The following is a 14,472-nucleotide window of genomic DNA, read 5'->3' as shown; positions in this document are numbered from 1 at the left end:
TGGCCGCGTGCCCCGGCTGACCCCGCCCACGATCACCCCCGGCAGCATCCGCCGGCTTCCGCAACCGGTGCTGGACGCGGACGGTCTGCGACTCCGCCCGTGGCGGGCCGGCGACGAGGCGGCGGTCGTCGCGGCCTACGCGGACCCCGACATCCGACGATGGCACGCCCGGTCCATGGACGCCGACGAGGCGGCCGCCTGGGTCGCCTCGTGGTCGGGGCGGTGGGAGGGCGAGACCGGCGCCGGCTGGGCCCTGGAACGCGACGGCGACGTCGTCGGGCAGCTCAGCCTTCGGTCGTTCGAGCACGGCGACGGCCGGTCGACCGTCTCCTACTGGGTGCTCCCCCGTGCGCGCGGGCGCGGGCTCGCGACGACGGCGCTCCGCACGGTCGCCGAGTGGGCGTTCGACGCGCTCGGGCTGCACCGGATCGAGGTCGACCACTCGGTCGACAACCCGGCGTCGTGCCTCGTGGCCACCCGAGCCGGGTTCCACCTCGAGGGGACCAAGCGCGGCGACGCCCTGCACGCGGACGGCTGGCACGACATGCACCTGCACGCCCGCGTCGCGGGAGACGTCAGCTGAGCAGCTCGTGCCGGACGATCGTGGCCTCGCGGCCGGGGCCGACGCCGACCGACGAGATGCGGGCGCCCGAGATCTCCTCGAGGTGCAGCAGGTAGCGCTGCGCCGCGGCGGGCAGGTCGTCGAACTCGCGAGCCCCGGAGATGTCCTCGGTCCAGCCGTCCAGGTACTCGTAGATCGGCTTGGCGTGGTGGAAGTCGGACTGGTCGTACGGCATCTCGTCGAACCGGCGCCCCTGCACGTCGTACGCCACGGCGACGGGGATCTTCTCCCTGCCGGTGAGCACGTCGAGCTTGGTGACCACCAGGTCGGTGAGGCCGTTGACGCGGCTGGCGTAGCGGACCACGACGGCGTCGTACCAGCCGGTGCGGCGCGGCCGGCCGGTGGTGGTGCCGAACTCCCCGCCGGTCTGCCGCAGCCACTCGCCGTCGTCGTCGAGCAGCTCGGTGGGGAACGGGCCCTCGCCGACGCGGGTGGTGTACGCCTTCGCGACGGCGACCACGCGGTCGATCCGGGTGGGTCCGACGCCTGAGCCCGTGCACGCGCCGCCGGCCGTGGCCGACGAGGACGTGACGAACGGGTAGGTGCCGTGGTCGACGTCGAGCATGGTGGCCTGACCGGCCTCGAAGACCAGGGTCTTGCCGTCGTCGAGCGCGGTGTTGAGCAGCAGCGGGGTGTCCGCGACCATCGGGTGCAGCCGGTCGGCGTGGCGCAGCAGGTCCTCGACCGTCTCGTCGACAGTGATGGCCCGGCGGTTGTAGACCTTCACCAGCAGGTGGTTCTTCTGGTCGAGGGCGCCCTCGACCTTCTCCCTCAGGATCTTCTCGTCGAACAGGTCCTGCATCCGGATGCCGACGCGGTTGATCTTGTCGGAGTACGCCGGGCCGATGCCGCGACCGGTGGTGCCGATGCGGCGCTTGCCCAGGAACCGCTCGGTGACCTTGTCGAGGGTGCGGTTGTACGGCGCGATGACGTGGGCGGCCGACGAGACCTTGAGGGCGGAGGTGTCCACGCCGCGGGCCTCGAGCGCGTCGATCTCCTCGAAGAGCACCTCGATGTCGACGACCACGCCGTTGCCGATCACCGGGACGACGCCGGGCGAGAGGATCCCCGACGGCAGCAGGTGCAGGGCGTACTTCTCGCCCCCGATCACGACCGTGTGACCCGCGTTGTTGCCGCCGTTGAACTTCACGACGTAGTCGGTCCGCGAGCCGAGCTGGTCGGTCGCCTTCCCCTTGCCCTCGTCGCCCCACTGAGCTCCGAGCACCACGACGGCCGGCATCTGAATCACCACTCCCCCTGCCTACGGTGCGGACCCGTGTACCGGGGCCGGGCACCGGGCGGCAGTGACCCAGTACCTCCGAGAGGGTACCGGACCGTCAAGAAATGGTCATGTCACCGCAGGTTGGCCACCTCGTCGACCGACGTCCCGCTGTCCACGAGGAACGTCTCGCAGCGCTCGGCCTCCTCGGACTCCCCGATCGCCTCCGCGGCCTCGGCGAGGGCGAGCAGGGCGCGCAGGAACCCCTCGTTGGGGGCGTGGTCGGCGGGGATCGGTCCGCGCCCGTGCCAGCCGGCGCGGCGCAGGGCGTCGAGCCCGCGGTGGTAGCCGGTGCGCGCGTAGGCGTAGGCCGCGACCGGGTCACCCTCGTCGGCGAGCGCACCCTCGGCCAGGAGGGCCCACAGCAGCGACGACGCCGGAGCGGCGGGGACGGCCTCGCGCGGCGTCGACCCGCTGCTCAGGGCCGCGCGGGCGTCCGCGTCGGGGCCGTCGGCGGGCAGCAGCGTCGGGGCGGGACCGTCCAGCAGGTTCTCGTGGCTCATGCGCACAGTGTCCCCCACCGTGTGCGCGGGAGAAGGGGCGCGGTTACAGTCGTCTGGCCGACCTGGACCGCTGTTCGGCACGCATCTCGCAACCCGACAGGGCACACATGATCGAGATCTCCACGTCCGCGACGACGACCACCTTGGCGATCGCCGGCGACCTCGACCTGGCCGAGCGCGACCAGTTCCCGGAGATCGCCGCGCGCGTGGTGGGCCTGCGCCGCCAGCTCCTGGTCATCGACATGTGCCAGGTCTCGTTCATGGACTCCACCGGGGCGGCGTTCCTCATCTCGCTGGCCGACTCCGGCCGCAAGCGCGGCGGCGCGACCGTCCTGCGCGGCGCGGACCCGCGGGACCTGTTCGTCATCGAGATCTGCGGTGCGCTCGAGCTGTTTCGTATCGACGAGGAGCACCACTGCGAGGAGGGCGTCACCCAGTCGGGCTTCCGCCACCCCGACGGGGCACCCACCCCGGCCTAGCGAAGGACGGACGGCAGCGACCCCGGTCGCACCTTCGCCCACACGAGCTTGCCCCCGCGGGACTGCCGCCAGCCCCAGTCGGCCAGTCGCTCGACGATCTGCATGCCGAACCCGCCCACGCGCCCGGGGTGCCCGTCCGTGGTGACCGGCGGAGCAGGGTTCCCGTCCTCCACCTCGATGCGCAGGCCGTCGCCCGTGTCGTAGAGCTGCAGCGACACGTGCCCGAACCCGTGCAGCACCGCGTTGGCCACCAGCTCGGACACGACGAGCTCGGCGTTGGCGGAGTCCTCGATCCCCCACGCGTTGCAGGTGCGGACGACCGCGTGCCGGGCGCGCCCGATGGACGCCGCCTCGCTGGGCAGCGACCAGCGCCGGCGCCGGGGGCTGCGGGCGCGGGCGGAGGTGTCCAACGGCGACGGCACGCGCACGACGACCACGGCGACGTCGTCCTCGCGGTGGTCCGCGAGCCGGGACAGCAGCTCCTCGCCGACCCCGGCGGCGTCGCGCGCGGTGACCGCGGCGGCGACGGCGGACAGGGCCGCGAGCCCCTCGCGCAGGCCGCGGTCGCGCCGCTCGATGAGCCCGTCCGTGTAGTAGACGATGACGTCGCCCGGATCGAGGTCGACGGACTCCGTGGTCCGGGGCGCGCCGCCGAACCCGATCAGGGGTCCGCCCGAGGCGCTCAGCTGCGTGACCGCGCCACCCCGCACGTGCAGTGCCGGCAGGTGGCCCGCGCGCGAGTACTCGAGCCGCCAGGTGTCGTCCGTGCGCGCCAGGGTGGACAGGACGAGGCCAGCCGGCCGCGGCACCCGCATGCCGGCGACCAGCTGGTCGACACGCTCGAGCACGGGACCCGGGGTCGTGAGGTCGAACATGTAGGAGCGCACCACGGAGCGCAGCTGGCCCATCGCGGCAGCAGCCTCCACGTCGTGCCCGACCACGTCCCCGATGACCACCCCGATGACGTCGGGGCTGATCTGCAGCACGTCGTACCAGTCGCCGCCCACCTGCGCGTTCTCGGAGTTGGGCGCGTAGTACGTCCACACGTCGAGCCCGTCCACCTCGGCCTGCTCCGGCAGCATCGCGCGCTGCAGCGTCTCGGCCAGCCGGTGCTCGCGGTCGTAGAGCCGTGCGTTGTCGATGACCATGCCGACGCGGCGGGCGGTCAGCTCGAGGACGGTGCGCACGGACGCCTCCAGCGCGCGCAGCCCACCGCCCTCGTGCGGGTGCACCGCGAGCACGCCGAGGACGCGGCGGCGGCCCGTCAGCGGGAACACCGCGACGCGTCGGTCGGCGGGGTCGACCGCGTCGAGCGCGACGCCCGCCTGGTGGACCAGCCACGCCGACGCGCTGCCGCCGCCGTAGGAGCCGTCGAGCTCGAGCTCGACCGGCCGGTCCAGCTCCCCGTCGAGGAGCTTCTGGACGAGGTCGGGGCCGCCGTCGCGGACGGGCGGGTGCTCGCCGTGCCTCGAGCCCTTGCCGGTCGGCGCGTGCGGCACGTCGATCCCGTCGGCCACCCGCAGACCGCCGTCGTTCAGGTAGAAGGCGGCCCAGCCCACCACCGACCGACGCAGCACCGCCGCGATCTCCCGCAGGGCGTGCGGGTCGTCGACGTCCATGAGCAGGTCCGACACCTGCGCAATGAGCCCGAGGCTGCGCCGCTCGCGCCGCTCGGCCTCCACCAGCGCGGCCTGCTCCGCGTCGTGCGAGAGCTGCTCGGTCAGGTCCTGCAGCGCGGCGACCCAGTGGGAGAGGCCCCCGCCGTCGGGGGCCGGCACGGGCGACAGGGTCACCCGGCACGCGAACGGGGACCCGTCGGCCCGGCGCAGGGTGAGCGTCTGGACGACCGTCTCCTGCGCGTGGACGGCTCTGCGCAGCCGCTCGACGTCGGCGGTCGGGAGAGCGTTGTCGCGCAGCACGTCCGCGTGCCGCCGACGAGCCTCGTCGAGGCCGTACCCTGTCACCCTCTCGAAGGCGTCGTTCACCCAGACGACGGGCAGGTCGTGCTCGGTCGCATCCAACAGGGCGATCGGGACGGAAGTTGCTCTGAGGGCGCGATCGCGCACGCCGACGAGAGCATGATCGGACAAGGGGGCAGCGTGGGAGTTGACCGCTACCACCTCCGATCGTCTAGCGTGCCGAACAGGCAGGTCGTCGAGAAGCCGGCGCCGCCCTGGGCGGTTGTCAGCGAAAGGAGCACCGTGCGCGACGGTAACAGCACCATCCCCGACGGGCCTGCGGACGCCTCGAACGCCGACTCCGGCGCCGGGATCGTCGGCGAGCCCGGCGCCGTCCACGTGATCGTCGGCACCGACGCCACCCGGATCGTGCTCTCGGGCGAGGTCGACGCCGACCTCGGCGCCGAGCTGCAGGAGGCGACCGCGGAGGCGGAGCAGGTGGGCCTGCCGATCGAGGTCGACGCCCACCACGTCACCTTCATGGACTCCTCCGGCGTCGCGTTCCTCGCACGCCTGTCCATCCGGTCCAAGCACCGGGTCCGGCTGCTGCGGGTACCGCCGACCGTGCGGTTCCTGCTCGAGGTCACCCGGATCGGTGAGCTGCTCGACGTCGTCGAGGGTGACGAGTCGCAGTTCCAACCGGTGGGCGACGGCCAGGGCTAGACACACGAAAGGCCCCCCGAGGGGGCCTTTCGCATGCTGGTCGTCAGGCGCCGAGCGTGTGCCCTGCCGAGCGGAGCTGCTGAGCGGCCTCGACGAGGCGCTGGGCCATGCCGGCCTCGGCGAGCTTGCCCCAGGCGCGCGGGTCGTAGGCCTTCTTGTTGCCCACCTCGCCGTCGACCTTGAGCACGCCGTCGTAGTTGCGGAAGAAGTGGTCCGCCACCGGACGGCTGAACGCGTACTGCGTGTCCGTGTCGATGTTCATCTTGATGACACCGTTGTCGACGGCCTCCGAGATCTCGGCCTCGGTGGAGCCGGAGCCGCCGTGGAACACGAGGTCGAACGGGTTCTCCTTGCCGATGACCTCGCCGACGGCCTTCTGGATGTCCGCGAGGATCGACGGGCGCAGCTTGACCGCACCCGGCTTGTAGACGCCGTGCACGTTGCCGAACGTGAGGGCCGTCAGGTAGCGGCCCTTCTCGCCCGCACCGAGCGCCTTGACCGTGGCCAGGCCGTCCTCGACGGTCGTGTACAGCTTGTCGTTGATCTCGGCCGTGTGACCGTCCTCCTCGCCACCGACGACGCCGACCTCGATCTCGAGGATCGTGCGGGCCGCGACGGAGAGCTCCAGGAGCTCCTCGGCGATGATCAGGTTCTCGTCGAGCGGCACGGACGAGCCGTCCCACATGTGCGACTGGAACGTGGGGAGCTTGCCGGCCTTGACCTGCTCGATCTCGAGCGCCAGCAGCGGGCGCACCCAGGAGTCGAGGTTCTGCTTGGCGCAGTGGTCCGTGTGCAGCGCGACGGTGATCGGGTAGCCCTTGGCCACCTCGGCCGCGTACGCCGCGAGCGCGAGCGAGCCGGCGACGCGGTCCTTGACGGTCGAGCCGGCCGCGTACTCCGCGCCGCCGACCGAGACCTGGATGATGCCGTCGGACTCCGCCTCGGCGAAGCCCTGCAGGGCGGCGGTGACGCTCTGGGACGACGTGACGTTCACGGCCGGGTAGGCGAACTTGCCCGCCCGTGCCCGGTCGATCATCTCGGCGTACACCTCGGGGGTGGCGATGGCCATCTGCTGCATCTCCTGCGTGTCGTGGGAGGGGTATCGGTTCGATTCTGGCACGCCTGGGGGTCGGTGGGTCCGGGACGTTCTACCCCCGGACGCCGGCGTGCTGCGCGATCCACGCGTGCATCGCGATCGCGGCGGCGGCCCCCGCGTTGATCGACCGCGTCGAGCCGAACTGGGCGATGTGCAGGACGTCGACGGCGGCCTCCCGGGCTGAGTCGGAGAGCCCGACCGACTCCTGCCCGAACAGCAGCACGCACGCGCGCGGCAGGGGGTACCCCTCGAGCGCCACGGAGCCGGGCAGGTTGTCGACGCCGAGCACCGGGAGGCCCTCGTCGGCGGCCCACGCCAGCAGGTCGTCGACCGTGGGGTGGTGCCGCACGTGCTGGTAGCGGTCGGTGACCATGGCGCCGCGGCGGTTCCAGCGGCGGTTGCCGACGATGTGCACCTCGGCGGCCAGGAACGCGTTCGCCGTCCGGACGACGGAGCCGATGTTGAGGTCGTGCGCCCAGTTCTCGATGGCCACGTGGAACGGGTGCCGGCGGGTGTCCAGGTCGGCGACGATCGCCTCGAGCGTCCAGTACCGGTAGGCGTCGATGACGTTGCGGCGGTCGCCCTGCGCCAGCAGCTCGGGGTCGTAGCGGGCGCCGGAGGGCCACTCCCCCCGCCACGGGCCGACCCCGACCTGCTCGCGCTCCTCGTCCACGGGCGCCACCGTAACCGTCGGCGACGCGGCCCGGTCCCTCCCGTCGGGTCGCGTCGTCGGCAGGTTCAGGCGAGCGTGACCTCCAGCTCGACGACCGCCCAGGACAGCGGCGGCAGGCGCAGGCTCACGGTCCCGTCGTCGGCGCGCACACCGTCGAGCGGCACGAGACCGACCCGGTCCTGCGCGTCCTGCGCGTTGGTGGTGTGCCGGTCGCCGCCGGCGGGCACGGTCAGCACCTCCGCGCGCGTGACCTGGCGCGCTGTCCAGCCGCGCAGGTCGACGGCCACCTCGGCGTCCTCGTCGAGACCTCGGTGCGCCAGGAAGAGCGCGACGCGGCCGTGCTCCTCGTCCCAGGTGGCCGAGACGTCGACCAGGTCCACGGCGTCGAACGTCGCGGTGTCGTAGCGGTCGGACGTCACCGCCGTGCGCAGGATGACCCCTCGGGCGAGCGCCGCCATCCGGGCGAACGGCCAGAAGATCGACTGCCGCCAGGCCGGGCCGCCCTCCTCCGACCGGATGGGCGCGATGACGTTGACCAGCTGCGCCTGGTTGGCGATCTTCACGCGGTCGCCGTGCCGCAGCAGCGAGTTGAGGAACGTGCCGACCACGACGGCGTCGGTGACCGAGTACTCGTCCTCGATGATCCGCGGGTGCTCGCGCCACGCGCTGGTCTTCTCGATCACGTGCGGCTGGTCCTCGGTGTCCTTGCCGGTGGCGTACCAGACGTTCCACTCGTCGAACGAGAGATCGATGTGCTTCTTGTGCTTGCCCTTGGCGCGGACGGCGTCGGCCGTCGCCACCACCGACTCGATGAAGTAGTCCATGTCCACCGCGCTGGCCAGGAAGCTCGCGTGGTCGCCGTCGTGCTCCTGGTAGTAGGCGTGCAGCGAGACGTAGTCCACCTCGTCGTAGGTGTGCCCGAGCACCGTCTGCTCCCACGCGCCGAACGTCGGCATGCCCGAGTTCGACGATCCGCAGGCCACCAGCTCGATCCGGGGGTCCACCAGCCGCATCGCCTTCGCGGCCTCCTGCGCCAGCCGGCCGTACTCGTCGGCGGTCTTGGCGCCCATCTGCCACGGTCCGTCCATCTCGTTGCCCAGGCACCACAGCCGGATGTCGAAGGGGTCCTCGTGCCCGTTCGTGCGCCGACGGTCGGACAGCTCGGTGCCGCCGGGGTGGTTGGCGTACTCGACGAGCTGACGGGCCTCCTCGACCCCCCGGGTGCCCAGGTTGATGGCCTCCATGACCTCGACGCCCGCCAACCGGGACCAGTCCATGAACTCGTGCAGCCCGAACGCGTTGGTCTCCACCGTGTGCCACGCACCGTCCAGCCGCCGCGGCCGGTCGGGCCCGACGCCGTCCTCCCATGCGTACCCGGACACGAAGTTGCCGCCGGGGTACCGGATCACGGTCGCGCCGAGCTCCTTGACCAGGTCGAGGACGTCCCTGCGGAACCCGTGCTCGTCGGCCGCGGGATGCCCCGGCTCGTAGATCCCGGTGTAGACGCACCGGCCCATGTGCTCGACGAACGACCCGAAGATCCGCGGGGGAACCGGTCCGACGACGAAGTCGCGGTCGAGCGTGACGCGGGCGCGGGACATCACTGGCCGCCGAAGCCGGTGGTGGCGAACCCCTTGATGATTTGGCGCTGGAAGAACAGGAACACCACGACCAGCGGCAGGGCAGCGAGCACGGCCGAGGCCATGACCTGCGCGTACTGCAGGCCGTAGGCGCTCTTCACGGTCTGCAGCCCGACGGGCAGCGTCATCAGCGACGAGTCGCTGGTGGCGATGAACGGCCACAGGAAGTTGTTCCACGCCGCGATGAACACGAAGATCGAGACGGCGGCCAGGATGGGCCGCGACAGGGGCAGGACGATCGACCAGAACACCCGCAGGCGCCCGGCGCCGTCGATGCGTGCCGCGTCCTCGAGCTCGACCGGGATCTGGTCGAAGAACTTCTTCAGGATGAACACCATGGCCGGGTGGACCACCTGCGGCAGGATCACGGCCCAGTAGGTGTCGACGAGGTTGAGCGTGAGCATCTCGTAGAACAGCGGGACGATGAGCACCTGCGGCGGAATGATGATCGACGCGATGATCGCCCAGAACAGCCAGCGCCGACCGGTGAAGTCGAGCCGGGAGAACGCGTAGGCGGCGAGCGCGGTCACCGCGAGCGTGATGATCGTGATGGCCGTCGCGGTGAGCAGGCTGTTCCACGTCCAGAGCGGGATGTTGCCCTCGCGCAGCACGTTCGCGTACGCCTCGGTGGTGAACCCGTCAGGCGGCAGCCACAACACCGGCGTCGCCGCCGCGGACGTCTCGGTCTTGAACGACGTGGCGACCGCCCAGAGGAAGGGCAGCAGCCAGAACAGCGCGAGGATGATCAGGGCGACGATCGCGCCGATGCGACCGGGGCTGGCGAACCGCTCGCCGATGCGCAGGCCCGCCTTCTCGGCGAACCACCCGCGCTGCTTCACGCCGGCGCCGGCGGCGCTGGGCTGGGGGGCGACGGTGGTGGTCATCAGACACCCCTCCTCGTCGTCAGCCGCATCTGGCCGATCGAGATGATGACGATGATGGCGAAGAAGATGTACGCGATCGCCGAGGCGTACCCGAACCGGTAGCCGGTGAAGCCCACCTCGAAGACGTACTGGACGACCGGGCGGGTCACGCCGCCGGGTCCGCCCTGGGTCATGATGTAGATCTGGTCGAAGACCTTCAGCGAGGCCAGGATCTGCAGGATCACGATGAGCACCGTCGTGGGCCCCAGCTGCGGGACCGTGATCGACCGGAGCTGGCGCCATCGGCCCGCGCCGTCCAGCGCGGAGGCCTCGTACTGCTGCTCCGGGATGTTCTGCAGCGCGGTCAGGTACAGCAGGAAGTTGAACCCGACCGTCCACCACAGGGTCATGACGACGACCGCGAACATCGCCCACTGCGGATCCTGCAGCCAGGCGATCTGCTCGACGCCCACCGCCCCGAGCAGGTAGTTCACGAGGCCGAGCTGCGGGTTGTACATCCAGATCCAGAACTGCGCAGCGACGGTGGACGCGAGCAGGAACGGCATGAAGAACGAGAGCCGCCACAGCCACTGTCCCGGCAGCCCCTGGTGCACCAGCAGCGCCAGGATCAGCGCCACGATCACGAGCGGGACCGTGGAGAGCACGGTGAACCACAGGGTGTTCAGCAGCGAGCGCCACATGATCGGGTCGGCGAGGGCCTCGGCGTAGTTGTCGAACCCGATGAGCTCGCCGCCGGCACCCGTGATGCTCTCGCCGGTGAAGCTCAGGTAGAAGCCGTGGACCAGTGGCCAGATGAGGAACATCACGAAGACGACCACGAACGGGGCGACGAACGCCCAGCCGATGCGGTTGTCGCGCGCACGTCGTTCGCGCTCGCCGCGCCGGACCTCGTCGGGTGACGTGGTGCGAGGCGGGGCGCCGGTGACGTCGACGGCTGCAGAGGACACGTTCCGACTCCTTCGGGTCACACCGGGTTCGGCTTGGCCAGCTGGACGTTCACGCGGCGGACGAAGGCGGCGAAGCCGTCGGCCGGGTCCGAGCCGTCCAGGTAGACGCCCTGCACGGTCTCGAGGAAGTAGTTCTGGAAGTCGCTGCCCGACCCCGTGAACCACGCCTCCGGGTCGTAGTTGAGGATCTCGGCGGCGGCCGCGTAGTGCGCCTGTGGCTGGAGCGCCTGGTACTCCGCGCTCTGGACGACGGGCTGGAACCCGGGGATGTGCCCGGCCTCGGCCCACCCGAGCGAGTTCTGCAGCAGGTCGGCGACGAACTGGTAGCTCGCCCGCCGCTGCTCGGGGTCGGGGCTCGACTGGTGCGGCAGCGTGAACGCGTGCGAGTCGGCGTACGCGGCCGGGGTGCCGAACAGGGTCGGGATCGGCTGGGCATCGATCGGGAGGCCCGAGTTCTTGGCCGTCGGCAGCTCCCACACGCCGGTGAAGAACAGCCCGCTCTCGCCGGACATGAACTCCGAGACGGCCGTGCCGTAGTCGCCGTTCGGCGTGCAGATGGTGCCGTCGAGCAGCTGCTGGATGAACTCGAGCGACTCCACCGCGGCGGCGTCGTCGACCTTCGCCGTCAGTCCGGACAGGTCGAAGTCGGCGTCGTGCTGCTTGTACAGCGTGTAGAACAGCCGCCACATCTGGGCACCGTCGCCCAGGTACCCGTACGACAACCCGTGCTTGCCGGTGACCGCCTGCATGGCGCGGGCGACCTGGAGGAACTGGTCAGGGCTCTCGATCGGCGCCAGCTGCCCGTCTGGGCCCAGGACGTCCGCCTGCTCGGCGATGTCGACGTTGTACATCATGACGAAGGGGTGCGAGTCGAGGGCGATGGAGTACTGCTTGCCGTCGAGCCCACCCTTGGCCCAGACGCGCTCCAGGAAGTCGGACTCCCGCACCCCGAACTCCGCCAGCAGGTCCAGGTCCCAGGGGTCGAGCAGGCCGCCGGGCGCGTACCCGGCGACGCGTGACGCGTGCATGATCGCCACGTCGGGCGACCGTCCACCGACGCTCGCCATGGCCAGCTTGGTGTAGTAGGGCGCGCCCCAGGCCAGCACGGTCTGCGTCGCCTCGTACCCGTGGTCGAGGGCGTTCACCTTGTCGACCAGACCGGCCATGGTGATGCCGTCGCCGCCGCTGAGCAGGTGCCAGTACGCGAGCTGGTTCAGGCCGCTGGCGGAGGCCGTCGGCGCGCAGCCCGCGAGCGCCGACGCAGCGGCCACACCGCCGACTGCCGCCAGCGAGCCCATCAGCATCTGCCGGCGGGTGAGGCCCGGACCGGGCGGAGGGGGTGCGTCGGCGGCCGTGCGCAGCCGCGCAAAGTGGTGCGGTGCCATGCCCTCACTCCTTCGTGAGACACGCCTGACGTCCTCGTCGGCGTCGGGTCCGGCAGCCTTGCCGTGCCCGATCCGCATCGTTACATCGTTGGAACAGGGCAGCAACAGGTGGCGCACGCGACCCGGCCGGTGCCGGCGCACACGGTCCGCACATCCCGCCCACGGGCTGCCCACGGACGGCCCCGTACGCTGGGCGCATGCTGATGACGACCGCCCTCTCGGCCGCCGGACCCGTCGTGGCCCTCGGCCCCGACTTCCTCGACCCGCAGCACCTGATCGACTCGTTCGGGACGTGGGCGCTCATCGGCATCCTCGCGATCATCTTCATCGAGGTCGGCCTGCTGTTCCCGATCCTGCCGGGCGACTCGCTCCTGTTCACCGCCGGTGCGCTGGTGGCTCAGGACGACCTGAGCGTCAACATCAGCATCGGGGCCCTGGTCCTGCTGCTGATCGTCACCGCCTACGCGGGCACCCAGACCGGCTACCTCATCGGTCGCACGCTCGGCCCGAAGGTGTTCAGCAAGCCCGACTCGCGCTTCTTCAAGCAGCGGTACATCGACCAGACGTACGCGTACTTCGACAAGTACGGCGGCCGGACGCTGATCGTCGCGCAGTTCATCCCGTTCGTGCGCACGTACGCCTCCGTCGCGGCGGGCGTCGGCAAGATGCCGTACCGGCACTTCGCGTTCTTCAACGCGATCGGCGTGATCCTCTGGGCCGGCGGCGTCACGATGCTGGGCTACCTGCTGGGGAACATCACGTTCATCAAGGAGAACATCGAGGCGCTGCTGGTCCTCGTGGTCTTCATGTCGGTGGCGCCGGTGATCGTCGAGGTCTGGCGCAAGAACCGCAAGGAGAAGAAGCTGCGCGCGCAGGGGCTGCCGGTCGACGAGGCGGGCCGCGACCCCCGCTACGACGAGCCCGCCGAGCGCGAGGCCGTCGAGCGCAAGGCGTTCGACGCGTGACCCACCACGGCCCGCGGGAGATCCGCTCGTGGCTGTCCGACATGGACGGCGTCCTCGTGCACGAGGGCACCGCGCTGCCCGGCGCCGCGGAGTTCATCAAGGCTCTGCGCGAGGGCGAGCGCCCGTTCCTCATCCTCACGAACAACTCGATCTTCACCACGCGTGACCTCCGCGCGCGGCTGGCCGCGTCCGGGATCGACGTGCCCGAGGAGGCCATCTGGACCTCCGCGCTGGCCACCGCGCAGTTCCTCACGGACCAGATGCCCGGCGGCTCTGCGTACGTCATCGGCGAGGCGGGGCTGACCACCGCCCTGTACGAGGCCGGCTACACCCTGACCGCCGCGAAGCCCGACTTCGTGGTCCTGGGCGAGACCCGCACGTACTCCTTCGAGGCCATCACGCAGGCGATCCGGCTCATCCAGGGCGGCGCGCGGTTCATCGCCACCAACCCCGACGTGACCGGCCCGTCCGCGGACGGCGACCTGCCGGCCACGGGTGCGGTCGCCGCCATGATCAGCGCGGCGACCGGGCGGCAGCCCTACTTCGTCGGCAAGCCCAACCCGATGATGATCCGCTCCGCGCTCAACCGGATCGACGCGCACTCCGAGACCACCGTGATGGTGGGCGACCGGATGGACACCGACGTGGTCGCCGGCATCGAGGCCGGGCTGCGGACCTTCCTGGTCCTGTCCGGGTCCACGAAGCTGGCCGACGTGGAGGCGTTCCCCTTCCGGCCGACCGAGATCCTCGACTCGGTGCAGGACCTGATCGAGCGGGTCTGACTAGAAGCTGACCTCGGGCGCAGCGCGCACGCTGGGCTCGTCGACCTCGAAGTACTCGGCCCGCTCGAAGTGGAACATGTTCGCGATGATGTTCGGCGGGAACGACTCGACCTTGGTGTTGAGCTCCCGCACGTTCGCGTTGTAGAACCGGCGGCCCGCGGCGATGCGGTCCTCGGTGTTGGTGAGCTCGAGCTGCAGCTGCTGGAAGTTCTCGCTGGCCCGCAGCACCGGGTAGGCCTCAGCCACCGCGAACAGCCGTCCGAGCGCCTGGGTCAGCTGGTTCTCCTGGGCGGCCTGCTCAGCCGGGCCGGATCCGGGGGTGATGGCCGCCGACCGGGCGCGGGCGACCTCGTCGAACACGCCGCGCTCGTGGGCCGCGTAGCCCTTGACCGACTCGACCAGGTTCGGGATGAGGTCGTGCCGGCGGTGCAGCTCGACGTCGATCTGCCGCCAGGCCTCCTGCACCAGGTTCCGCAGCCGGACGAAGCCGTTGTACGTGGTGACGGCCCAGATGAGGGCGATCACGACGATCACGGCGATGACGATCAGGACGATGACACCGGTGCTCACAGCAGGCCTCTCGGAGGTCGGGCGGG

Annotated in this window: 15 protein-coding genes; 5 read left to right on the top strand and 10 right to left on the bottom strand. The window is 71.0% G+C overall.

Annotation, left to right across the window (positions count from 1 at the left end):
* The first annotated feature begins 7 nt into the window (after nt 1-7).
* On the top strand, nt 8-583 hold the full coding sequence (locus AC1DXT_RS09140; protein ID WP_477061046.1) for a GNAT family N-acetyltransferase: 576 nt from the start codon (nt 8-10) through the stop codon (nt 581-583).
* Here the strand turns inward: AC1DXT_RS09140 and AC1DXT_RS09135 are convergent.
* Both AC1DXT_RS09135 and AC1DXT_RS09130 read right to left on the bottom strand, forming a co-directional pair.
* Nucleotides 576-1,862, bottom strand: coding sequence for an adenylosuccinate synthase (locus AC1DXT_RS09135; RefSeq protein WP_477061045.1), 1,287 nt, complete (start codon nt 1,860-1,862; stop codon nt 576-578). The genes AC1DXT_RS09140 and AC1DXT_RS09135 overlap by 8 nt on opposite strands.
* A 113-nt stretch (nt 1,863-1,975) precedes the next feature.
* Entirely contained in the window at nt 1,976-2,404 is a 429-nt protein-coding gene (locus AC1DXT_RS09130) for a DUF3151 domain-containing protein (protein WP_477061044.1), read from the bottom strand.
* Between the two features lie 107 nt (nt 2,405-2,511).
* Here AC1DXT_RS09130 and AC1DXT_RS09125 point away from each other — a divergent pair, with 107 nt between their 5' ends.
* A complete protein-coding gene (locus tag AC1DXT_RS09125) occupies nt 2,512-2,883 on the top strand; it encodes an STAS domain-containing protein (RefSeq protein ID WP_477061043.1) in 372 nt (123 codons plus the stop codon).
* Here the strand turns inward: AC1DXT_RS09125 and AC1DXT_RS09120 are convergent.
* Nucleotides 2,880-5,003, bottom strand: a complete 2,124-nt coding sequence (locus tag AC1DXT_RS09120; protein WP_477061042.1) for a SpoIIE family protein phosphatase — start codon at nt 5,001-5,003, stop codon at nt 2,880-2,882. The two genes, AC1DXT_RS09125 and AC1DXT_RS09120, sit on opposite strands and share 4 nt — an antisense overlap.
* Before the next feature lie 81 nt (nt 5,004-5,084).
* Between AC1DXT_RS09120 and AC1DXT_RS09115 the strand changes: the two genes are divergently transcribed.
* The gene (locus tag AC1DXT_RS09115) at nt 5,085-5,504 is read left to right on the top strand and encodes an STAS domain-containing protein (RefSeq protein WP_477061041.1); all 420 of its coding nucleotides are present in this window, start codon (nt 5,085-5,087) and stop codon (nt 5,502-5,504) included.
* A 43-nt stretch (nt 5,505-5,547) separates the two neighbouring features.
* Here the strand turns inward: AC1DXT_RS09115 and fbaA are convergent, their stop codons facing one another.
* The 6 genes from fbaA to AC1DXT_RS09085 form a co-directional block, all read right to left on the bottom strand.
* Nucleotides 5,548-6,582 (bottom strand): class II fructose-bisphosphate aldolase, encoded by a 1,035-nt coding sequence (gene fbaA / locus AC1DXT_RS09110; RefSeq protein WP_477061040.1) that lies wholly within the window; start codon nt 6,580-6,582, stop codon nt 5,548-5,550.
* 70 nt (nt 6,583-6,652) lie between these two features.
* Nucleotides 6,653-7,282 carry a TrmH family RNA methyltransferase gene (locus tag AC1DXT_RS09105; protein WP_477061039.1) on the bottom strand — a complete coding sequence of 210 codons (630 nt, stop codon included), beginning with the start codon at nt 7,280-7,282 and terminating at the stop codon, nt 6,653-6,655.
* 56 nt (nt 7,283-7,338) lie between these two features.
* Nucleotides 7,339-8,874, bottom strand: coding sequence for an arabinosylfuranosidase ArfA (arfA, locus tag AC1DXT_RS09100; protein ID WP_477061038.1), 1,536 nt, complete (start codon nt 8,872-8,874; stop codon nt 7,339-7,341).
* A complete protein-coding gene (locus tag AC1DXT_RS09095; protein ID WP_477061037.1) occupies nt 8,874-9,797 on the bottom strand; it encodes a carbohydrate ABC transporter permease in 924 nt (307 codons plus the stop codon). Before AC1DXT_RS09095 ends, arfA begins: the two co-directional genes overlap by 1 nt.
* Entirely contained in the window at nt 9,797-10,744 is a 948-nt protein-coding gene (locus AC1DXT_RS09090) for a carbohydrate ABC transporter permease (protein WP_477061036.1), read from the bottom strand. Before AC1DXT_RS09090 ends, AC1DXT_RS09095 begins: the two co-directional genes overlap by 1 nt.
* 17 nt (nt 10,745-10,761) lie before the next feature.
* Nucleotides 10,762-12,129 (bottom strand): extracellular solute-binding protein, encoded by a 1,368-nt coding sequence (locus AC1DXT_RS09085; RefSeq protein ID WP_477061035.1) that lies wholly within the window; start codon nt 12,127-12,129, stop codon nt 10,762-10,764.
* Between the two features lie 197 nt (nt 12,130-12,326).
* Between AC1DXT_RS09085 and AC1DXT_RS09080 the strand changes: the two genes are divergently transcribed.
* Together AC1DXT_RS09080 and AC1DXT_RS09075 are read left to right on the top strand one after the other, a co-directional pair.
* Complete coding sequence (locus AC1DXT_RS09080; RefSeq protein ID WP_477061034.1) at nt 12,327-13,094, top strand: VTT domain-containing protein; 768 nt, start codon at nt 12,327-12,329, stop codon at nt 13,092-13,094.
* A 41-nt stretch (nt 13,095-13,135) separates the two neighbouring features.
* Nucleotides 13,136-13,876: an HAD-IIA family hydrolase gene (locus tag AC1DXT_RS09075; RefSeq protein ID WP_421743735.1), complete on the top strand. Its 741-nt coding sequence runs from the start codon at nt 13,136-13,138 to the stop codon at nt 13,874-13,876.
* Here the strand turns inward: AC1DXT_RS09075 and AC1DXT_RS09070 are convergent, their stop codons facing one another.
* Complete coding sequence (locus AC1DXT_RS09070; RefSeq protein WP_477061033.1) at nt 13,877-14,446, bottom strand: LemA family protein; 570 nt, start codon at nt 14,444-14,446, stop codon at nt 13,877-13,879. It lies immediately after the preceding gene.
* Nucleotides 14,447-14,472: the final 26 nt, after the last annotated feature.

This window comes from Cellulomonas sp. P1_G12_2 (assembly GCF_056405535.1).
The sequence above is the reverse complement of the archived record's forward strand: the minus strand, read 5'-3'. Positions and strand labels throughout refer to the sequence as shown.